19 protein-coding genes and 3 pseudogenes are annotated in these 20,294 nt (G+C 67.6%); 9 read left to right on the forward strand and 13 right to left on the reverse strand.

Annotated features, from left to right (window positions below; genetic code table 11):
• Positions 1 to 2: 2 nt before the first annotated feature.
• Positions 3 to 1,112 (reverse strand): ImmA/IrrE family metallo-endopeptidase, encoded by a 1,110-nt coding sequence (locus tag ACFY2X_RS34200; protein ID WP_389946797.1) that lies wholly within the window; start codon positions 1,110 to 1,112, stop codon positions 3 to 5.
• A gap of 744 nt (positions 1,113 to 1,856) precedes the next feature.
• Here ACFY2X_RS34200 and ACFY2X_RS34205 point away from each other — a divergent pair.
• Together ACFY2X_RS34205 and ACFY2X_RS34210 are read left to right on the forward strand one after the other, a co-directional pair.
• The gene (locus ACFY2X_RS34205; protein WP_389946799.1) at positions 1,857 to 2,765 is read left to right on the forward strand and encodes a universal stress protein; all 909 of its coding nucleotides are present in this window, start codon (positions 1,857 to 1,859) and stop codon (positions 2,763 to 2,765) included.
• A 58-nt stretch (positions 2,766 to 2,823) separates the two neighbouring features.
• On the forward strand, positions 2,824 to 3,492 hold the full coding sequence (locus tag ACFY2X_RS34210; protein WP_389946801.1) for a CBS domain-containing protein: 669 nt from the start codon (positions 2,824 to 2,826) through the stop codon (positions 3,490 to 3,492).
• A gap of 219 nt (positions 3,493 to 3,711) precedes the next feature.
• On the opposite strand, the gene ACFY2X_RS34215 is transcribed toward ACFY2X_RS34210, so the two are convergent.
• Together ACFY2X_RS34215 and ACFY2X_RS34220 are read right to left on the reverse strand one after the other, a co-directional pair.
• The gene (locus tag ACFY2X_RS34215) at positions 3,712 to 3,888 is read right to left on the reverse strand and encodes a hypothetical protein (RefSeq protein ID WP_389946803.1); all 177 of its coding nucleotides are present in this window, start codon (positions 3,886 to 3,888) and stop codon (positions 3,712 to 3,714) included.
• 20 nt (positions 3,889 to 3,908) lie between these two features.
• Complete coding sequence (locus ACFY2X_RS34220; RefSeq protein WP_389946805.1) at positions 3,909 to 4,610, reverse strand: CBS domain-containing protein; 702 nt, start codon at positions 4,608 to 4,610, stop codon at positions 3,909 to 3,911.
• A 483-nt stretch (positions 4,611 to 5,093) separates the two neighbouring features.
• Between ACFY2X_RS34220 and ACFY2X_RS34225 the strand changes: the two are divergent.
• A pseudogene (locus ACFY2X_RS34225) lies at positions 5,094 to 5,587 on the forward strand (hypothetical protein).
• A 203-nt stretch (positions 5,588 to 5,790) separates the two neighbouring features.
• On the opposite strand, the gene ACFY2X_RS34230 reads toward ACFY2X_RS34225, so the two are convergent.
• The 3 genes from ACFY2X_RS34230 to ACFY2X_RS34240 are packed head-to-tail and all read right to left on the reverse strand — an operon-like array spanning position 5,791 to position 7,578.
• On the reverse strand, positions 5,791 to 6,459 hold the full coding sequence (locus ACFY2X_RS34230) for a CBS domain-containing protein (protein WP_389946807.1): 669 nt from the start codon (positions 6,457 to 6,459) through the stop codon (positions 5,791 to 5,793).
• Between the two features lie 43 nt (positions 6,460 to 6,502).
• Entirely contained in the window at positions 6,503 to 6,931 is a 429-nt protein-coding gene (locus ACFY2X_RS34235) for an acetate--CoA ligase family protein (protein ID WP_389946809.1), read from the reverse strand.
• The gene (locus ACFY2X_RS34240) at positions 6,928 to 7,578 is read right to left on the reverse strand and encodes a GNAT family N-acetyltransferase (protein ID WP_389946811.1); all 651 of its coding nucleotides are present in this window, start codon (positions 7,576 to 7,578) and stop codon (positions 6,928 to 6,930) included. Before ACFY2X_RS34240 ends, ACFY2X_RS34235 begins: the two co-directional genes overlap by 4 nt.
• Before the next feature lie 471 nt (positions 7,579 to 8,049).
• Here ACFY2X_RS34240 and ACFY2X_RS34245 point away from each other — a divergent pair, with 471 nt between their 5' ends.
• Positions 8,050 to 8,244 carry a cation-transporting P-type ATPase gene (locus tag ACFY2X_RS34245; protein ID WP_389946813.1) on the forward strand — a complete coding sequence of 65 codons (195 nt, stop codon included), beginning with the start codon at positions 8,050 to 8,052 and terminating at the stop codon, positions 8,242 to 8,244.
• Positions 8,241 to 8,438: pseudogene (locus ACFY2X_RS34250) on the forward strand (hypothetical protein); the annotation flags it as partial. The gene ACFY2X_RS34245 and the pseudogene ACFY2X_RS34250, both read left to right, overlap by 4 nt.
• Before the next feature lie 399 nt (positions 8,439 to 8,837).
• Here ACFY2X_RS34250 and ACFY2X_RS34255 read toward each other — a convergent pair.
• Positions 8,838 to 10,961: a glycoside hydrolase family 65 protein gene (locus ACFY2X_RS34255; protein ID WP_389946891.1), complete on the reverse strand. Its 2,124-nt coding sequence runs from the start codon at positions 10,959 to 10,961 to the stop codon at positions 8,838 to 8,840.
• Between the two features lie 292 nt (positions 10,962 to 11,253).
• Positions 11,254 to 11,964, reverse strand: a complete 711-nt coding sequence (locus ACFY2X_RS34260; RefSeq protein ID WP_389946815.1) for a CBS domain-containing protein — start codon at positions 11,962 to 11,964, stop codon at positions 11,254 to 11,256.
• A gap of 277 nt (positions 11,965 to 12,241) precedes the next feature.
• Here ACFY2X_RS34260 and ACFY2X_RS34265 point away from each other — a divergent pair, with 277 nt between their 5' ends.
• Complete coding sequence (locus ACFY2X_RS34265) at positions 12,242 to 12,340, forward strand: universal stress protein (protein WP_389946817.1); 99 nt, start codon at positions 12,242 to 12,244, stop codon at positions 12,338 to 12,340.
• A 160-nt stretch (positions 12,341 to 12,500) separates the two neighbouring features.
• On the opposite strand, the gene ACFY2X_RS34270 is transcribed toward ACFY2X_RS34265, so the two are convergent.
• The 3 genes from ACFY2X_RS34270 to ACFY2X_RS34280 all read right to left on the reverse strand — a co-directional run bounded on the left by ACFY2X_RS34270 (position 12,501) and on the right by ACFY2X_RS34280 (position 16,524).
• Positions 12,501 to 13,922, reverse strand: coding sequence for a nicotinate phosphoribosyltransferase (locus ACFY2X_RS34270; RefSeq protein WP_389946819.1), 1,422 nt, complete (start codon positions 13,920 to 13,922; stop codon positions 12,501 to 12,503).
• A 104-nt stretch (positions 13,923 to 14,026) separates the two neighbouring features.
• Positions 14,027 to 15,520: an AAA family ATPase gene (locus ACFY2X_RS34275; RefSeq protein WP_389946821.1), complete on the reverse strand. Its 1,494-nt coding sequence runs from the start codon at positions 15,518 to 15,520 to the stop codon at positions 14,027 to 14,029.
• A 143-nt stretch (positions 15,521 to 15,663) separates the two neighbouring features.
• Positions 15,664 to 16,524 (reverse strand): universal stress protein, encoded by an 861-nt coding sequence (locus ACFY2X_RS34280; RefSeq protein WP_389946823.1) that lies wholly within the window; start codon positions 16,522 to 16,524, stop codon positions 15,664 to 15,666.
• A 340-nt stretch (positions 16,525 to 16,864) separates the two neighbouring features.
• On the opposite strand from ACFY2X_RS34280, the pseudogene ACFY2X_RS34285 reads away from it, so the two are divergent.
• Positions 16,865 to 16,999, forward strand: a pseudogene (locus tag ACFY2X_RS34285) (AAA family ATPase); the annotation flags it as partial.
• Between the two features lie 161 nt (positions 17,000 to 17,160).
• Here the strand turns inward: ACFY2X_RS34285 and ACFY2X_RS34290 are convergent.
• Both ACFY2X_RS34290 and ACFY2X_RS34295 read right to left on the reverse strand, forming a co-directional pair.
• Positions 17,161 to 17,361: a hypothetical protein gene (locus tag ACFY2X_RS34290; protein WP_389946825.1), complete on the reverse strand. Its 201-nt coding sequence runs from the start codon at positions 17,359 to 17,361 to the stop codon at positions 17,161 to 17,163.
• 379 nt (positions 17,362 to 17,740) lie between these two features.
• A complete protein-coding gene (locus ACFY2X_RS34295; protein ID WP_389946827.1) occupies positions 17,741 to 17,899 on the reverse strand; it encodes a hypothetical protein in 159 nt (52 codons plus the stop codon).
• Between the two features lie 118 nt (positions 17,900 to 18,017).
• On the opposite strand from ACFY2X_RS34295, the gene ACFY2X_RS34300 reads away from it, so the two are divergent.
• Complete coding sequence (locus tag ACFY2X_RS34300; RefSeq protein ID WP_389946829.1) at positions 18,018 to 18,953, forward strand: ribose-phosphate diphosphokinase; 936 nt, start codon at positions 18,018 to 18,020, stop codon at positions 18,951 to 18,953.
• A gap of 194 nt (positions 18,954 to 19,147) precedes the next feature.
• Entirely contained in the window at positions 19,148 to 20,257 is a 1,110-nt protein-coding gene (locus tag ACFY2X_RS34305; protein ID WP_389946831.1) for a Glu/Leu/Phe/Val dehydrogenase, read from the forward strand.
• Positions 20,258 to 20,294: the final 37 nt, after the last annotated feature.

A 20,294-nucleotide genomic window follows, 5' to 3' on the forward strand; every position in this document is an offset into this window, starting at 1 on the left:
GCTCACCTCAAAGACGTGCCGAGGGCGGGGCTCTCGGACAGGGATGAAGCACACCGGTAGATCTCGTCGAACTCATCGGGGGTCAACCCGGCCACGCGAGCCGCCTGGGCGGAGCTGAGGCCGTCGTGCTGCTGGAGCTGGTTGACGACGCGGGCCATGCCTCGCGGCGTCTCACGGGGGACCGCTTCGGGTTCCGTCGTGCGGTAGCCCAAGGCCGACATCTCCACCATGATATTGCGGTACTGCCAATCGGAAATGACGTTCAGTGTCAACGCCCGGCGGGCCAGCGCGGCCATCGACACGCCCCAGCGGCCCTTGAGCTCCAGCAGCCGTGCCAAGTCGACGCCTTCCTTCAGGTCCGCCGCGATGTCCTCATGGGGCATAAGGAACTCCGCGGCGAAACGATCGGCCTGTTCTTCCTGCTCCCGGCCGGTGCCCGGCTCGGTGTGCATGATGACGTGACCAAGCTCATGGGCGAGGCTGAAGCGGAAGCGGTCGGGTGGGGCGGCGGAGTTCAGCAGGAACAGCGGGGGCTCTCCTTGCGACCACTGGCTCACCGCGTCCAGCTCGCTGGTGCCCAGGTCGCGCACGACGACCAGGGCGCCAGCCTGCTCGACCACGGCGACCAGATCGGAGATAGGGCCCGGCGGCAGATTCCACTCCTCGCGCAGCCGGTCGGCGGCGTCGGGCGGGGTGTCCAGCTCGTCGACGGGGATGTGGTGGAAACGATGCTCACCGGTGAGACCGGCGGCGCGGGTCAGCGCCTTGGTCTGCATCCGGCTCAGGGCGAGGATCGCGTGGATGCGCCGAAGCCCGGTGGCACCCATTGAGGCGCGCTTGCGATGGTGCACCAGCCCGATGCCCACCCCATGAACGTCCGCGGTGGAGCACAGCACCTCGGGGGAGTAACGCAACGCGGCCGCGAAGAGCAACAGCCGATCTCCTGTGACGGTCAGCCGCCCGGCTTCGGCGCGGCTCACGTATCCCTGGGAGATCCGCGTGCCTGTTTCCAGCTGAGACATGGCCTCGGCCACATCGGCCTGCGTCCAGCCTCGCGATTCACGGGCCAGGACGAGCATGCCCGGCTCCGCCGCCATCTCCTCGATCGACACGTACTCATCCCCACTCCACTTTACTCCTCCGAGTATAGCGCACTGAAATTCTCAAAGTCATGCCTCAAAATATTCCGAACGAAATTTCGCTGCTGCCAGAGCAAGGGGCGAGCTGACAAACCTGAACTGGTTTCCGGCCGGGGCATATCGCTGCCGAGGTCGAGTCCTAAATGAGAAGGCTCCGGCCAGCGGAGTACGAGTAGGAGCCGTCGATGCCGTCTCCGCCGGCACTTGCGATGTAACCGATTCGGGCTAGGTGAGTTGCGCATTACCCGAGCGAGCGTCTTCTTGGCGGTACGGCTGGCACCGATCAGGATGGCGGAGGCACGGCCGGTCGCTGTAGCCAAGCAGGTGCGGCCAAGACTCCCCGAGCGGGCGGGTGCCGCCGACGGGATCGGTTCACCGGACCCACGCAGGCGCAGTGATGTCACGTGGCTCGAGAACCGGGCGGAAGCCGGTGCACCACGCGATCACGTCGCATGCTCGTCGCTCCAGGCGATGCCTTCGGCAGTGATCCGGACGAACCTGGGCTTGACTCTGAGCACGCCGCAGTCACGGGCCTCACACGCCGAAGGCACCACGACGATGTCGCCCAGGTCACTGGCGCCTGGCGCGCCTTGGCTCGCCTGCCGGAGCGCGGATCCTCCCGGTCCGGATGAGGGCGGAAGGTCCCACGCCGACAGGACCTTCCGCTCTGCCGTCTCAAGGCTTCTCCCGCCGACCATGGGGATGGGGGTGAGAACGATGGCCGATACGTGTGGAGTCGTCGTTGGCTATGACGGTTCCGATTTCTCCATGCAGGCCCTGGAATGGGCGATGGACGAGGCCGAGCTGCGAAAACTGCCGCTGACCGTCGTCCACGCATGGCGGTGGCCGTACGGCGAGGCCGATGACGAGGCCAAGCTCCACCTGCGCAAGGCCGCCGAGCATGTGCTGTATCACGGCGCCGACTGCGCCCGCTCGTGCAGCACGATCACCGACGTCGCCACCGATCTGTACGAGGGTGCCGCCGCCGAGCGGCTGGTCGCGCTGTCCGCTCACGCGGAGCTGATCGTGGTGGGCTCTCGCGGCATGGGCACCCTGGCCAGAACGGTTCTGGGCTCGGTCGCCGACTATGTGGCCGCACATGCCCGCTGCCCGGTGATCATCGTGCGCGGGCCCGGCCCGATCCCCATCCCGCTGCATCGGGGAGCCGTGGTCCTGGGCATGACCGACGACACGCGCGACGAGGCGATCGAATTCGCCTTCCGCGAGGCCGAGGCCCGGCGGCTGCCCCTGGTGGCGGTGCACGCCGGACACCTCCAGCCGTTGGCATGGAACGCGCCGATGCCGCTGATACCCGATACGGAGGCCATCGGAAAGGCGGCCGAAGACGGCATGCGCGAGCGCCTGCAGCCGTGGCAGGCCACATATCCCGCAGTGTCGGTTCGCACCTATTTCATCGCCGCGCCGCCGAAAGACGCCCTGCTGGACCTGTCGAAGGAGGCGAGCCTCGTGGTGGTCGGCGGAGCACGTGGGCGCGGCAGGCTGGGCTCGGTCTCCCGATCGATCCTCCAACATGTGTCGTGTCCCGTCGCGGTCGTTCCCGCCCTGGACGAAAGCCGGCCGCGAGCCGGGTCCGCGCCGTCCGGCTCAGATGCCTTCGAAGGCTGACCGGGGCGCTGCCCCAAGACCGGGGCGCTGTCCAAGGGAGAAAGGCAGGAGGCTGACCATGCCGCTGAAAGTGAAGGATGTCATGGGAACGGTGGCCGTTGCGGTTCATCCCGAGGCAACGTTCGGCGACCTGGTGGCGGCCATGCGTCGGTTCAACGTGGGCGCGGTCGCCGTGATCGACGCCGACGGGCGGCCGGTAGGAGTGGTGTCGGAGGACGACCTGCTGCTCAAGGAGACCGACACCGCGCATGGCGGAGGTGTCTTCGAGAGCCGCAAGAGACGCCAGGAGCGCGAGAAGGTCACAGGGATGACCGCCGGGGAGATCATGACCAGCCCGGCGCTGACCGTCACCCGGGAGACCCCGGCGCGGGAGGCGGCCCGCCTGATGCACACGAACAGGATCAAGCAGCTGCCGGTGGTCGACCCGGACAGCGGGAAGATCGCGGGCACCGTGCACCAGGCCGACCTGCTGAAGGTCTTCGCCAGGTCGTCGTCCGACATCCTGGCGGACGTGGCGGCGGCCATCGCGCGCCTGCGCCTGGATCCGCAAACGCTCACGATCGCGGTGAACGCCGGTGTGGTCCGGGTGGGAGGAAGGGTGACCAAGCGCTCGCAGCTCGCTCAGCTCGCCGAGGCCGGGCGCCAGGTGGAGGGCGTCGTCGACCTGCGCATCGAGGCCGCCTACGATCACGACGACCTGGCGAAGAGCCCATCGATTCGCATCTGAGAGGGACCCCGGGCGCAAGGACATCGGAGGTTGCGAAGGCGGGGGAAACACTCGGCTGAATCCTCGCCGGTATCCATACCCTTCATAACCCCTGGCCCGCCATGCTTGAAGATGAGCAGATCAGGACATGCGTGCCCGGTATAACCACTTCGGGCTCACCGTCCGCGGCGCCCCGCCGGATTCGGCACCGGTCATAGGAGGTGGGAAGGGCCTGGTCACTTAGGCCAGCCAAAGATTGGCGCAGAGCCGGAACTTCTGATCCGCAAGGGCACGGGGATGGATATCACCCGCGATCTTGACCCAGACGATGCCGGGGATCGTGTGGGCGATCTCATAGAGAACCTGGACGGCTCGCCATACCGTGCCGGCGGGGCGGCGATTACTCAGGGTGCTCATGACCCCGCAGGCCGGTATCTCTATCGCCCTTTCCAGACCGGAGTGTCGTCCACGGTCCACTCCAGCTTGTCGATCACATCGACGACCCCGTTCACCCGGTGGGTCATCCGCGCCGCGAGCTGGGCGTCACTCCTGTGCTGCATGCGCCCGGTCAGCGTGACGATTCCGTGTGTGACCGTGGCGGTCGCGTCGTGGGGCTGCGCCCAGAAGGGGTCGTCGAGGATGTCCTCGCGCACCTCCGCAGCGATGTCATCATCGCTGCGGACGAACACCTTCAGCAGGTCCCGGCGGCTGACGATGCCTTCGAGGACTCCGTCGCCGTCCACCACGGGCAGCCTCTTGACCCCGTGCTCGTCCATGAGCCGCATCGCGGACACGACCGAGGCGTGCGGCCGGATCGTGACCGCCGGGGCGGTCATCAGCTCGGCGGCGGTGTCACCGTACGCCTTGTCCCTGCCACGGCCGCCTTCCAGGCTCAGGTGATGCCGCAGCCGGGCGCGCAGCGGCGGCCGGTACCCCTCGCGGTAGTACTGCTCCCTGAACTCCTCCTTGCGCAGCAGGTCCGCTTCGGAAACGACACCGACGACGTGCCTCCCGTCGTCCACGACGGGCACTGCGCTCACACCATGAGCGATGAGTATCTCGGCGACGTCCTTGAACGGGGTGCTCGCGTCGACCGACGCCACCTGCGTGGTCATAACATCTTTGACCTTCATGCGCATCGCTGAACCTCCTTCGGGCGCATGCGACCCCATCCAGGGGACGGGCCCGCACATCGTCAGATCTTCCTCCCGGGCCTCGTCTCGGCGGGAACGCGCTTGCGCGATCGCTTCCTGCCAGGCTCCTTGATCTCCATCTCACCGCCGCCAGGGCCGGTGAGGCAGAGGCCAGAGGCCCTCAATGCCGGGGACTTTGGACCACCACGCGGAAAGATCTGCGCCACGCCCAGCACTTGCTCGTCGCCTTCGAACATCGAGGTACTGGTCGAGCAGGCCTGAACGAGGGCCGAAGGTCCCGCGAAGCGGGGACTTCGGAACTGGCCGGGCGAGCCGTACGGCACTGCCGGGAAGTTACGGCACTGCCGGGAAGCTACAGAAAGCGATGCGCTTGAGCCATAAGCACCAGGGCTGATCAGAAGGACACCAGTCATGGCGATCATCGGAGGCCATCACCAGAGCGGTCACGCAGACATTGCCAAGCCCGTCATGGACGACGATCCAATCAAGACTGTGACCCGCCCGGTCGACTATGTCTGGGCCGCCGCCCGGATCAGCCTTGGCTGGATCTTCCTGTGGGCCTTCCTGGACAAGACCTTCGGCTGGGGCTTCGCCACCCCCGCTGACCGCGCCTGGATTCACGGCGGCAACCCGACCACCGGTTTCCTCAAGGGCGCCGGTGAGAACGCGCTCGGTGGCTTCTTCGGCGGCCTGGCGGGGCAGATGTGGGTCGACTGGCTGTTCATGGCCGGCCTGCTCGCGTCGGCGCCGGCATGCGGATCGCCGCCATAACCGGAGGTCTGCTGCTGGTGCTCATGTGGGCCGCGGAGCTGCCGCTGGCCAACAACCCGTTCATGGACGACCACATCATCTACGTCATCGTGCTCGTCGGCCTGGCACTGGCGGGCGCCGACAACACCCTCGGCATCGGCACGTGGTGGGCCCACACCTCGCTGGTCCGGCGCCTGCCAATCTTGAAGTAGACCACCTCTCGGGCATGAACGCCCGGAGAGGAACGACCCCGCGAATGGACGGCTCCTTCGAGGTCGAGTCGAATCGCCGTAGGAGGGCGGCACCCAGTTGACCCGGATGGCCCGCTTGGCCGGCGTTGGACGCGGACGAAGAGCCGCTCGATGCGCATCATGATGAAATGACCCCGAGCCCCAGCCGGTACGTGAAGCTCCCCCTAGCACCTCTCTCCGGTGGGGGTGTTGTCCCGGTCCCAAGTGAGCTCGTCGATCACGTCGACGACTCCGTTGACCTGCCGGGTCATCCACAGGGCGATCTGGGTGTCTCTGCGCAGGGTCATCCGCCCGCTCAGCGTCACCACGCCGTCCTGAACGGCGACGTGGACACGTGAGGTGTCCATCCACAGCGACCGCGTCAGGACGTCCACGCGGATTTCGCGCTCGATGTCCCTGTCTGAGCGGACGAACACCTTCAGAACGTCGTGGCGGCTGAGGACGCCCACCAGGCGGCCGCGGCCGTCCACCACCGGCAGCCGTTTGACGCCATGGTGCTCCATCAGGCGGCTGGCGGCCACCACCGGCGCGTCCATCGAGACGGTGACCACGGGGGCGGTCATCAATTCCCGAGCCACCTCGCCCCTGGCCTTGTCCGCGCCGCGCCTCTGGCCCGGCGGCCGATAGTTCTCGCCATGGAACTGTTCCCGGAACTCCTCCTTGTGCAGCAGATCGGCCTCGGAGACGATGCCGATCACATGGCCATCGCCGTCCACGACCGGCACGGCACTGATCGCGTGGGTGATGAGCAGTTCGGTGATGTTCTTGAAGCAGGTGTCCTCGCCAACCGAGATCACTCGCCAGGTCATGACGTCTTTGACGGTGACATGCATCGTTGCCTCCAAACGGGCCCGCAGGCGGAATGGGTCGGCTCGTTCATCGAAGCCGCCTGCGGAAGGGCGACGGCGGGGCAGCGGGTGCGAGCCGTATCCGCACGTCCACGGTCACCGCGCCGGCCGGAGTGGCGATCACCGGGTTCAGGTCGACTTCGGTCACCTCTGGAAGGTCGTCCAGGAGCCGCCCGACGCCGGCGATCTGCTTCTCCAACATGGCGATGTCGGCACGCGGGCGTCCGCGATAGCCGAAGAGCAGCGGCGCGCAGCGGAGCTCGGCGATCATCGCCGCCGGGTCCCGATCACTGAGGGGTGGCACCCGGAAGGAGCGGTCGGCCAGGAGCTCGGCGGCGATGCCGCCCATGCCGCCCATGCCGACCATGAGCAAAGGCCCAAAAGACTCGTGCGCGACGCCGCCGATGATGATCTCGACACCTGCCCCGGCCATCGGCTGGACGATCGCGCCGGTCATGGCCGGTCCGATCGTGCCGGCCATCCGGCGCGAAGCCGCCCGCGCGTGATGGGGGCCAGCTCGGGGACCAGCAGGCCGCGCTGCTCGCAGGCATCGGCGGCAAGGACCTGCGGCCCGCCGGAGTTGCCGACGATAGCCACCCGCCTGCCCTGCGGCAGTGGCTGGGTGGCCAGGAGGCGCGCGGTGTCGAGCATGTCCAGCCCGATGTCGTTCAGGACCCGGAGCATGGGGCGGTTCTCGGTGAGCACGTCGGCGATCAGCTCGCGCATGCCCTCATCGGCGGCGTTCAACGCCAAATGTTCCACCAGCAAGGTGCCCAGGCCATGGGGATGCATCTCGTCGTCAATCAAGATCACGATCTCGGCGTCGCCCGCGTCACCGGGGATGTACTCCGCGATCGCCACGAGCCGGCCGTGTGTCAGGGCCACCAGCGCGCGGCCTGGGTAGCCCGGCGTTGTGACGCGGTCCATGTAGGCGTGGGCGGTAGCCGTACCACCGGTGAAGAACCGCAGGTAGGCCGACTGCTCAGACGACCTGTCGACCAGTTCGTGCAGCTGCGCGCGGTCGTCCGGCCGCAGCGGCCGGATGTGGGCGATGCCGCCCTCCCGCAACAGAACGTCGCACTCATCGGGAACGGTTCGTCTCATATAAGCAGCGTCGGTCATCGCCACGGCAGCCCCCAGAGTCCAAGTGCCCTCCCGAGCAAGGACCGTCGGCTCTAAACGGCTGCCGCCAAGCCGATCAGGGGATACCGCTTCGCTCACTTCGGTGAGGCGCCGACTGGTTTCCTCCTTGATCGAGCCGCCGGGGTGATGGGTCTTCACTGTCCTGTTCGGCGTCTCGGATAAGAATTTCCAGGCGTAAGCGCTGCCGGGCGCGGGTGCCGAAGGTCCTTCCAGATGGTGTCTTTCGACCGGGGAGTCCCCGGCCTGCCAATGATCTGCTGGGGGTGTGGAGATCTCCAGGAGACCTGATGTGAACGATCACGGTCGCCCGGGCCTGTCACCAACGGCCACTCCGCATGAGGTCAGTGCGGTGATTCCGGCGGATGCAGCAAGCCCGGCGGGCCTGTCCGCCGGTGAGGCGCCCCGCTGCCCGCCCTACAGGTGCTCGGCGGGTTGGGCGTCACCGAGGCGGGATTGTCCGGTGCCGGGGCCTCGCGGCGCCTGGCCGCCTGCGGCCCGAACACGGTGCGCGCCCACCACGCCCGGGCGTTTCGGGTGCTGGGCCGGCAACTGCGCAACGCGGTGCTGGTACTGCTGGCGCTGACCGCAGTTATTTTGTTCTTCCTGGTGACAGCACCGACGCCGTGATCATCATCGCGCTCGGGCTGGGACAGCGGCAACCTGAGACCGGCTTCCAGGCGGGGCTGCGTCATTTCTCGGTGCTGCTGCAGGTCGCGATCGCGCTGACCTCACTGATCCTGGTGACGAACCTGGTGCTGCACCGCCCGCTGATCGAGTCGTTGCTGTTCTCCTTGGCGATCGCCGTCGGGATCACCCCGCAACTGCTGCCCGCCGTGGTCAGTACCAGCCTGGCGGCCGGTTCCCGGCAGCTTGCCCGGCGTAAGGTGCTGATCAAGCGGCTGGTCTGCATCGAGGGTCTCGGCGACATGGACGTATTGGTCACCGACAAGACCGGCACCCTGGCCGAGGGGCGGATCAGTTTCGCCGCCCTGGACCCCAGGGGGAGTATCAGCGACCAGATACTGCTGCTCGGCCTGTTGGCGACCGAGGCCAAGCCGCCATCCGGCGCCGCGGCCATGTCCACCACATGCAGCGGCGGGCCTCCCGGTTCAGCTATCCAGGCCCGCTGCCCGGCAGTGCTCGCCGGTGAGCATGCCGTACGCCGGGTGGCCCGACCGGCATCATGCTTGGTCGTGTGCGTGCATCCCGACATCCTTGCGTCAAGGATCACAGGCCGCTGTTTGGGGAGATCCCGTGAACAGGCCGGCGACCCCCGCCATCGCCCCCAGATGGATCCCTTCGGCGGTGGTGCCTCCCTGGATGTCCTTCACATCACTGCTCAGCGCTTCCACCAGGAACGGTTCGGAGGCGCCGGGGCGCAGGCGTGCCAGCACCCTGGCGTGGACGACCGCGCTCAGCGTGGAGCCGTGACAGGTGCGGGCCAGATAGTAGTCCACGGTCCGGGCCGCCATTCCGGCGTTCCATTCATAGCCCAGGCCGGTCAGGATCTCGCCGAGTTCCTCGGCTCCCAGCAGGTAGAGCAGCATGAGCACGTCGGCCTGTTTGGAGGCCTTGTAGCGGTTGGGAGTGTCGCCCTCGGCTTCGAGGATGCGATCCAGCCGCCGGATGTCGGTGTACTTGTGCCGATACGCGGCCCAGTCCAGTTCTTCCAGGGTCTCGTATCCCTCGAACTGGCTGATCACCCCGTCGTGGAAGTCCACGCGCATCCGCTCGGCCATCGCGGTGAAGCACTCAACCTCCTTCCTGGTCACTCCTTCGGCGCCGACCAGGCCGATCATGTCCAGGACGCGGCGCATCAGCCAGGCGGTCATCACGTTGGTGTAGGCGTTGTTGTCCACGCCCGGCTCGGTGCGGCCTGGATAGCCGTCGTGGTACTCATCCGGGCCCATCACGCCGCGGATCGTGTAGCGCCCGCCTTCACAAGTCGCGAGCGAGGAGAAGAACCGGGCGATCTCCAGCAGCAGCTCGCCGCCGAAACCCGCCAGGAAGCCGGTGTCCTTCGTGGCCTGGTAGTGCTGCCAGACGTTGCAGGCGATCGCCAGCCCGACATGGTGTTGCAGGTGCGAGCGGTCAGGCAGCCAGCGGCCCGAGCGGGGGTTGAAGTGTAGGCGCGGTGTCTCTTCCCGGCCGTCGCTGCCGCTCTGCCAGGGAAACATCGCACCGGTGCGCCCGGCGGCGCGGGCGGACCAGCGTGCCTCGGGCAGGCGGCGCCACCGGTATCTCAGGAGCGCCCGGGTGATCTCCGGAAAGCGCGGGGCCAGGAAGGGGAAGACGAACAGATCGTCCCAGAACACATGACCCCGGTAGGCCTCGCCGTGCAGGCCGCGGGCGGGCAGCCCCACGTCGAGTTCGGTGATGTGCGGGGAGATTGTCTGCAGGAGGTGGAACACGTACAGGTTGAGGATCTGCTGCACCTCGATGTCCTCGACGGTGACGTGCGCCCGCTGCCAGAGGCGGTCCCAGGCCCGCACGTGCCGATCGAGGAGTTCGCCGAAGCCGCCCGCCCGCACGACCGCGGTCCTGGCGGCGGTTGCGCTGTCGGCGATGGCCCGGTCCCGGGAGGTGTACAGGGCCACGATCTTCTCCACGGTGACCTCCTCGCCTGCCCTCACCTCGATCTCCAGATCGTCTGTGACCCGGTCCTCCTCGACGCCGCTACAGTGTCGTCCTCCGGCGAGTGTGGTGCGGGCGGCCAGCGCGATCTCCACACGGGAGGTGAGCGTGCGCGCCAGCAGTTCGATCACGCCGTTTCCGGCGTGCGCGGCGACTCCGGACAGATGCCGGTCGGCCAGCCCGCGGTAGCGGGCGACCCCGGAGTTGGTGACGCGCCCATCGAGTGCCGAGCGGATCCCCAGCGGCCCGCTCCAGTTCTCGGGAACGATCGTCATGGTCAGGGCGGCCAGGTGCGGGTCGTCCATCGAGACCAGGCGGCGCTGTTCCACCCGGGTGATCCGCCCGGAGGAGTCGCACACCCGCAGCAGCCGGGTGAGCATCCCCCGGCGCATGTCGAGGGTGTGACGGCAGGCCAGGATCTCGGCGCGGCCGGGGGTGAACCAGTCCCCGTCGCCGGCACGGAAGGTCAGGGGCAGCCAGTTCGGCGCGTTGACGAGGTCTTCGTTCTCCACCGAGCGGTCCGTGACCTGTGAGACGAGCCGGTCGTAACAACCGGCGACGTAGGTGCCGGGGTAGTGCACACCATCGGCGCGAGCCTCCGGCGCCGCGCCCCGGGTGGCGAAGTAGCCGTTGCCGAGTGTCGTCAGCGCCTCCCTCAGACCTTCCTGGGCGCGGTCGAAGCCGTCATAGGTGAGGAGCCAGGGATCCACGTCTTCTCCCGTCCAGCCGTAGTTCCGCCAGATCAGCGACGACGACATCGGCACCGGCGGCCCGCAGGGCCCCCGTTGACCGTGCCGGCCGACACCGACGACCAGGAGGTCCCGTACGCCGCCCGTGCGGGGTTTGCCGTCGGCTGTGAGGCAGGCAGTCCTCACCCGCGTCGAACGTGCGGAGCCGATCGCCCAAAAGTTCCTGGGATTTCGCACATCACCGGTTCGGCGGCAAAGCCCCGGGCTCGAAGTTCGATGATCAGCGGTCCCGGCGACTTCGCCACGGCGGATCTCATGTTCCGCCCCAGACGGGTGGGGTGAGCACGATGTCGTCGTTCTTCCAGGTGAGTTCGTCGATCATGTCGACGACCCCGTCGAGGTTGCGCGCCACATGCACGGCGGTGACGGCCTGGCTGTGCAGCTCCAGCTCCCCCGACAGCGTCACGACGCCGTCGTGGGCAGTGATCAGCACATCCGACGGGTTCGCCCAGAGGGTCCGCACGATGACGTCGTCGCGGACCCGGCGCTCGATCTCCGCGTCATCGCGAACGAACACGCGGATCAGGTCACGGCGGCTGACGATGCCGGCCAGGACGCCATCGGCCGCGACGACGGGCAGCCGCTTGACGCCGTGCTGCTCCATTGTGCGGGCGGCCAGCACCACGGGGGAGTCCGGGGCGGTGACGATCGCGGGGCTCGTCATCAGCTCCTCGGCGGTGTCTCCGGCGGCCTTGCGTCGGGCATTGCCGTTCTCGGCCAGACGATGGCGGAGCCGGGCGCGCAGCGGCGGCCGGTACCCCTCACCGTAGTAGCGTTCCTTGAACTCCTCCTTGCGCAGCAGATCGGCCTCGGACACCACACCGAGCACGCGGCCGTCGTCATCCAGCACCGGAACGCCGCTGACGCCCCGCGCGATGAGCAGGTCGGCGATCGCGTGGAACGGCGTGTTTCGCCCCACGGTGGCGACGTCGGTGGTCATGACGTCCTTGACGGTCATCTTCATGGTCAACCTCCGAGATGTCCTCTCAGCTGGGACGCTACGGCGAGGCGAAGAGAGGAGGACAGGGCCGAAAGTCCTGTTCACCGCGGCTGGGCGACCTCATCTGCCCGGTCGGCTGAGTGCGAGCCTGCCCTGGCCTACGCGTTCGAGAAAGCTATGCTGCGCGGCTGCGGGTTGCGCGCGTTTACGCCTGGCAGCTACCCGCGCATGCCCACACCGGCGGGATCGTCCACGGCATGGACGCATCGTCCGGTCCTGGGGGCACGGTGCCATCGGTGCGATGGTGCTGGGCTCGGTGAGCCGTGCCGTACTGCACCACGCTCATTGCTCTGTCGCGGTGGTGCGATCATGCCTACCGGTCGGCCCTGCACGGCCTTGACGGCAATGGGCACGATCACACCTCGTGATCCAGCATAGATCATCTATGAGTTTGTGGTGCTCGATGGTGAAGAGACCCCTTCTTCGATCAGAGCGGGCTCGATCAATCCGAAAGCTGCCGAAGTCGGCGAGCTCGGTGCGGAGTGGAAGCTCTGACGGACTCAGGGCGTATCCCCGGACGAACCATCTCGATAATCAGCCGTGGCAGTGGAATCGGATGCATGCCCATGGGCAGAGCGCCCTGCCAGTGCTGTCTGGATCTCGCCGCGGACCCGGTGAGAAAGCTGGGTCAGTTGCCTGCTGTATCGAACCTGGGGCGGTTTTGGATCTCGCAGGGCGCGGGCGGACGCGGGAAGGCGGGCGAGGTCTGCGGCGCAGCGGTCGCGCATGACCCCGATCGGTTCAGGTGTGGCGAGTCGCCGTCCGGCCGTCATCACCGGGGCCAGCAGTGGGCGGTAGCCAGGGGGTGTGGGCTCGTCGCGCAAGCCCACGATGTCGCCGGAGTCTCCGCGGAAGACCTGTTTGGCGCCTGGAGCGGTGACCTTCCCCGTGGAGAGCTTCATCACGGGGCGCCCGCCGTAAGCAGCCAGCTTGTAGGCGCTGTCGAGGGAGGGCGCGTCGGCCGACACGCCCATTTTGGTGCCGACCCCGTAGGCGTCGATCGGAGCGCCCTGCCGTACCAGTTCGGCGATGGCGTACTCGTCCAGCCCGCCGCTGGCGAAGATCTTCGCCTCGTGCAGGCCCGCTCCGTCCAGCATCCGGCGGGTCTGCCGCGACAACTCCGCCAGGTCTCCCGAATCCAGCCGTACCCCCACGCGCCCGGACAGGCGCATCCGGCGGGCTACGGCGATGGCAGCCTGCACCCCGCTCAGCGTGTCGTATGTGTCGACGAGGAAGGTGCTCTCGCCGGGGAAGTCGGCAGCGAACGCCTCGAAAGCGGCTTCTTCGTCGCCGAATACCTCGACGAACGAATGCGCCATCGTGCCCGCCGCCCGGAGGCCGTACCGCCTGGCCGCCTCGACGTTGCTGGTCGCTGAGAACCCCGCGATCGCCGAGGCCCGTGCCACCGTCATCGCAGCGTCGATTCCCTGGGTGCGCCGGAACGCGAAGTCCACCATCTGCGCCCCGTCGGCCGCCAGCACGCACCGGGCCGCCTTGGTCGCCACGGATGTCTGGAACGTCATGTGGTTGAGCAATACGGTTTCCACCAGTTGCGCCTCAGCGATCGGGGCGCTCACCTCCACGATCGGCTCTTCCGCGAACACCACGCGTCCCTCCGGGACCGCCCACACATCACCAGTGAATCGGAGGTGTTCGAACGCCTCCAGGACGTCTCGGCCGTACCGTCGGGTCCGTCCGAGATAGTCCAGTTCGGCGCCACTGAAGCCGAAGCCCTCCAAGAAGTTCAGGCAGTCCTCCAGGCCGGCCGTCACCAGGAACCCACGGCCTGGAGGCAGTTTCCGAACGAACAGGCTGAAGATCGCCGTATCCGTCATCCCACGGCGAAGATAGCTCGCCGCCATGTTGAGTTCATACAGATCCGTGAGCAGCCCACCGGCCATGGCCTCCTCCTCGATCCTCACCAGTGTCCGTAGCGGCGTGCCGTAGGTTCTGCGGCCGATAGCCCTGAAGGCGAAGGTCCTTGGTCCTTCTCATAGCTCTCGTCTTGCCTGAGCGTCACAGGTGATCAGCCGGGCTCCAGCTGAGGACGCCGGAACCGCCAGGGAACGGTCGCCGAGGAAGCGCGGATCGCCGCCAGTGCCCGCTCGAATGCCTGGTCCCACGGTGCGCTGGTATCGATCTCGATCGCATCGGGCCAGGGAGCCATCCTCGCCGCCATGACTGCGGCGATCTCCTGGTCGGCGTCTGAGATCCCGTCGGTACGGGTGGCGAGGCGCTCGGCAGTGACTTGCGGCAGAGCGGTGCAGCGCAGGGCCACGCGGTCGCTGGAGGTGCGCTGGGCGATGGACTCGGCTGCTGTTCGGTGTTCGGCGTCGATCCAGGAGGCGTCGAGGATGACCGGCTCTCCGTGGTGAAGCAGTCTCTCGGCTCGCGACAGCAACTCGTTGTAGGTGCGCTCGGTGTATTCCTGGCCGTAGATGCCTTCGCCGAAAGGGGCGGATGCGGGCTGTTCGGGCGCGATGCCGGCGAGTTCCTTGCGGATGCGGTCGCTGCTCAACAGGGTGTAGCCGAGACGGTCGGCGAGGGCGGCGGCGATGGTTGATTTTCCGGTTCCGGGTGGTCCGCCGACGAGGATCAGGGTGATTGCGCCCGCTTGCAAGTGGCGCAGCGTGAGTTCGGCGAGTTGGCGGGCCTCCCCGACAGCGTCGGAATCCCCCTGTGACTGCCGTAGGCAGGCGACTTTGGCGCGGACGAAAGCTCGGTAGGCGACATAGTGATGCCACAGCGAGGGAGGGGCGTGATCGTCGGTGAACTCGGTGTACCAGTGCAGGAACACTTCGGCCAGCCGGGGCGCGCCGAGCCGTTCCAGGTCCATGGCCAGGAAGGCCGCGTCGTCAAGGCCGTCGAGGAAACGGAGCCGTTCGTCGAACTCAAGGCAGTCCAGAATCCGTGGCCCGTCGTCCAGGCAGAAGATGTCTTCTGTGAGCAGGTCGCCGTGGCCGTCCACGATTCGGCCCTCGTCGACACGGGCGGCGAACAGAGGTTCACGGCCGTCGAGGAAGCGCAGCGTGAGCCGTTCGATCTCTCGGACCACCTCGGTGTCGAGGATCGCGTCGGGAAGCGCTCGGACCTGGTCGAAGCTCGCGGTCCAGCGGGACCGCAGCGCCTCCCTTCCTCCCTGCTGGTCGATCTGTGGGCCGTGACGAGATCGCCCATGCATGCTCGCGACCATCCGGGCGATCTGGCGTAGGTGCTCCTCAACCGGTTTCCCCGAGCGAATCACGGCGGCGAGACGGCGTTCCTCGGGCATGCGCCGCATCACGACGAGATGCTCACAGACCTCCCCGTCCGGGCCGAGCACGTCGGCGACCCCCTCGTAGACATCCGGGGCCAGCCGCCGGTTGAGCTCCACCTCCTCGTGGCAGACGGCCCGCCGGGCCTCTCGGGTGGTGAAGTTCAGGAAGCCGAGATCCACCGGCTTCTTGAGCTTGAAAGCATGATCTCCGATGAGGATCACGACGCCGGCGTGCGTTTCCTTGATCTGCGCCCACGGTCTCATCAACGATGCCTCCGCGCTCAGGTCTGCCGCCCAAATGACCGAGACCCGGCTGAACGGGCGGGGCCGTCCCCGATGTGGTCTCGGGTGAGGCAGACTCCCCGTGTATTGACTCTTCCCCGGGCCGCCGCTTCCGACTCGGATGGTCAGTGACGGACCGCGATGACGGGCACACGGGAGTGGTGCAGCACGGCATGAGCGACGGCGCCCAGACCGAGCAGGGCACGCGCTCCGCTGTGCGCTCCGATGACCACGAGATCGGCATCTTCCGACGCTTCGATCAGGGCCTTTGCTGGGTGTTCGTGAACGACGTGTTCGATGAGTGTGACGTCGGGGAACTTCTCGCGCCACCCGGCGGTGATTTCGGCGAGCAGGCGGGTTTCCTCTTCGCCGACGCCCTCGACGTCGTAGACGAGAGGCTGGATGTCTCCGGGTGCCCTTGTGGCGGGGTGTTTCCAGGCGTGCACGGCCCGCAGGGTGGCGCGTCGCAGCGTGGCCTCGTGGAAGGCGAAGTCCAGGACGGGTTCCTCGCCGGGTTGCCCGGTGACGCCCACGACGATCTCACCGCGCTCACCGGCGTGTGGCTGCCGGACCACGGCTACCGGGCAGGGCGCCCGGGCGGCGACGTACCGGCTCACCGAGCCCAGCAGTAGTTCGGCGAATCCGCCGCGCCCCCGGTTTCCCACGACGAGCAGTTGCGCCTCTTCGGCGGCGGTGACGAGCGCCTCCGGCGCTCCGCCGTCGACGATCTCGGTTGTCACTTCCAGACGGAGGCGGCCCGCTTGGGCGTGAACGGCCGCCTGGTGGAGCATCTCCTGTGCCGCGGCTTCCGCACCTGCTCCCCAGGTGGGGGGTTGCGGGGCGAGGGGCACGTCGTAGGCCCACCGCAGGGCGGCATGCACGATCCGCAACGGGGCGTCGCGGAGCGCGGCTTCCTGACCGGCCCAGCTCGCAGCCTGAAATGAGGGTGTCGATCCGTCGACACCGACGACGATCGGCCTTGCCATGGTTGACACCTCGCATGTTTCTGAGTCACTGGTGGATGTCAGATGCTTGCGTTACCACTGGGCCATGGATCAGGTGCCCCGTGCACCCGCCCTCTCAGCTCAGGTTACGCACCCATGTCAGGGTGGACGGGAGTCAGGATCGCTTGACAGGGGCGCCGTTCGCGTCTGCCTTGTATGCCGCGAGAGGCGAGGTCATGCGCTCCCTCCAGACCGCGCCTTTCTGCGGGCCCGCCCGCAGGGGGCTGTGAAGCCACCCCGGGATGTGATCATGGTTGGCCTCCCCGGGAACAGGCAAGACGTTCACCGCCCGGACGGTGGCCGATGTGGCGGGGTGGTCGCCGGAGGCAACGACGAACGCGAGCAGGCGCTCAACCAACTGCTGGGGGAGATGGACGGCCTCGATCAGAGCAGCAGCGGGATCGTCGTCCTGGCCGCGACGAACCGACCCGAGACGCTCGATCCGGCCCTGCTACGTGCCCGCTGCGGTGCTCTCGACCGACTCACCGCGATCCTGATCGAACACGAGACCGTCGGTGGCGTGCTGCGGGATGAGCGGTCGGCGATCCCCAACCTGGATGCCACCACCGCTTGACGAGCGAGCTTCCCTTGTCACTGGTGTCCGGGTGTGTCAGCGGCTCACGACGTTTCGCCTTCGCGCTGGACAAGGCCGGCGGCCAGCAACAACTCGTGGGCGAGCCGGGCGGCGTGCTCGGGCTGTGCCTGGCCGGCTTCCTGCAGTGGTCCGGCCTCCAAACCACGTGCGAGGACGAGGCTGGCCTCGGCCAGTGCCCGCATTTGCTGCTCCACCTTCTCCATCCGCGCCTTGAGCAGGTTCATCTCAACTTCCAGCGGGTGCAGTTCTTCGGCCGTAAGACCCATTCCGGGCTTAGGGTGGGGCATCGCGATTCACCTCCGCGGAGAGTGTTGTGCATGCCCCACCCTCGTCCGCGCTCAAACGAACAGTCCAGGGACTTCCGTCCTTTGGGTGCCGGACCTTCGGCAGGTCCAGCGTTTCAGCTGCCGTGGACAGCGGAAAGTGATCACACCTGTAAGGCCGACGTGGCCTTCCGGCCGGGCGATCGCCTCCTGCCGAGTGCTCTTGCCGCGGAGCCGGTCGATCAGTTCCCGCATACGGGGTCCTGAATCGGGACCTTCAGCCCTACCACTGACGTGGCTTTCTGGTCGACGTTGATGAATGAGGTCTTGTCGTCGCCGGTTACGAGGTGGGCGGATGTTCGTTGATCGTCATGATGCGGGCGTACGCCTGGCCGAGCGGGTGCGTGGGCTTGTCGACGCGGAGAGCGTGGTTGTCCTGGGGCTGCCCAGAGGTGGCGTGCCGGTGGCGCCCGAAGTGGCCCGGGCCTTGGCACTCCACTGGAGGTGATCGTGGTGAGAGTACGGCGGGACCTGATCCACCGGATCCCCTCGATGAGGTCAGGTGGACGCCGGGCGTGCCCGGCTGCCAAGCCGGTCACGATGCGGAGGGGACAGCGATGACTCTGCAGATCGTGGCGGGGACGGCCAACCGCGCGCTCGCCGGTGCCGTCGCGGCGGCTCTGTACACCGAGCCGGCGTCGCCGGCGGTGGAGCGGTTTCCTGATGGTGAGCTTCGACCCGTCGTGAATGGCGTGCGGGGTTCGGACGTCTATCTGGTTCAGCCCACGGGGCCGCCTGTGAACGAGCACGTGATGGAACTGCTGTTGCTTCTCGACGCGTGCCGGCGAGCCGGTGCTGGGCGAGTCACCGCGGTCATACCGTATTTCGGGTATGCCCGCCAGGACCGTCGTGGGCGGGCCGGGGAGGCGATCGGCATCCGTGTCATCGCCGACGCGCTGGCCTCGGCTGGGGCACAGCGCCTGATCGTGGTGGATCCGCACACGGTCGCTCTGGAGGCCGTGTGCGCCATCCCCGTGGAGATGCTGACGGCCGTACCCGCTCTCGCCGGTGCTGTTGGTGCGCGGGTGCCCGGCGGCGCCGTCGTGGTCGCACCTGATCTTGGCGCGGTCAAGCTCGCCAAGCATTACGCCGCGTTACTGTCGCGGCCGGTAGCGGTGGTGGGTAAGACCCGGCTGACCGGGCGAAGCGTCGTGGCCGAGGAACTCATCGGTGATGTCGACGGCCGCCCGGCGGTCGTGGTCGACGACATGATCAGCACCGGAGGTACGATCGAGGCGGCGGTGGAGATCCTGCTCGGCCATGGTGCCGCGTCAGAGATCGCCGTGGTTGCGACCCATGGGTTGTTCGTGGACGCGGCGGTGGAGCGGCTCAGCCGTTCCTCGATCCGGAGTCTACTGGTCACCGACAGTGTCGCGCAGAGCGTCGCGCCGATGTTGCCGCTTGACGTGTGTTCGGTGGCCCCGCTGCTGGCCGATGCCATTGGGCGCCTTCACCGTGACGAGCCGCTGGACGACCTGCTGGTTCGCACCTGATGATCTCCGTGGCGATGAGTGCTGTCAGCTGCGGAAGGCCTCGCGAGGCGCTCGAACGGTACGGCTCTCACATGACGCATCCATCGGCGGAGTATCGACGCCCTGGGAAGTCGTAGATCCCTGTTCCTGGGGGCGAAGGTCTCTTCATGATCGTGTCCGGTGTTGTGAAATGGATCGGGGAGGGGGTGCCTTTCATGCGTGAGATCGACGTCAGGTGGGTGGTCGACGAGCTGGGGCCGACGAAGGTGGTGTTCCTGCGGCCGATGCCACGGATGGAGGCGGTCGTCGTCGTGGACAACGTGGCTCTGGGGCCCGCGATCGGCGGGGTACGGCTCACGCCGACGGTGACCCCGGCTGAGGTGGTTCGTCTCGCCAGGGCGATGACCTTGAAGAACGCCGTCGCGGGCTTGCCGTACGGCGGAGGCAAGGCCGGGATCACGCTGGCGCCGAGCTTGGAGGGGGCGCCACTTGATCGGGAGATGCGGGCGTTCGCGAAAGCCATCGAGCAGCTCACGGACTTCATTCCCGGCCCGGACATGGGGACCGATGAGTCCTGCATGGCGGTGATCCACGACGAGATCGGACGGTCGGTGGGGTTGCCCTCCGTTCTTGGTGGAATCCCGCTGGATGAGCTGGGTGCCACGGGTTACGGCCTGGCGTGTTGCGCCGAGGCGCTGGCCGAGGCCAAGGTGATCGAGCTTGAGGGGGCGCGGGTGGTCGTGCAGGGTTTCGGCGCCGTGGGCGCGCAGGCCGCGCTGATGCTCCAGAGGCGCGGGGCGATCGTTGTCGCCGTGTCTGACAGTAGAGGCGCGACCTGTCATGAGGGTGGGCTCGACGTCGCCGAGCTGATCGCCTTCAAACGTGCACGTGGTCACGTGGCCGATTTCCCGGGCGGCAGCCCCCGGCTTCGCGACGGCATCCTTGAAATGCCCTGTGACCTGCTTGTCCCCGCTGCCCAGCCCGACGTGTTCACGCGGGACAACGCGCCACGCGTCCGCGCCCGAGTGGTCCTTCAGGGCGCCAACATTCCCGCGACGGCCGAGGCCGAGCGGATCTTCCACGAGCGGGCGGTGCTGTCCGTCCCGGATGTGATCGGCAACGCGGGAGGCGTGATCTGCGCTGCGGTCGAGTACGCGGGTGGCGGCCCAACCCAGGCGTTCGCCGCGATCGAGGAGAAGATCCACAGGAACACCGCGGAGCTGGTGGACCGCGTCATGCGTGAGGGCTGCCTGCCCCGCAAAGCCGCCACCGACATGGCGCTGGCCCGGATCCGCGCCGCCGACGCCTACCGCCGCCGTTTCTGAGCCGGGCCGCGTTGCGGGTGCGCAGCGGAGACTGGCC

The organism is Streptosporangium sp. NPDC000396, assembly GCF_042898655.1.
Classification (GTDB): domain Bacteria; phylum Actinomycetota; class Actinomycetes; order Streptosporangiales; family Streptosporangiaceae; genus Streptosporangium.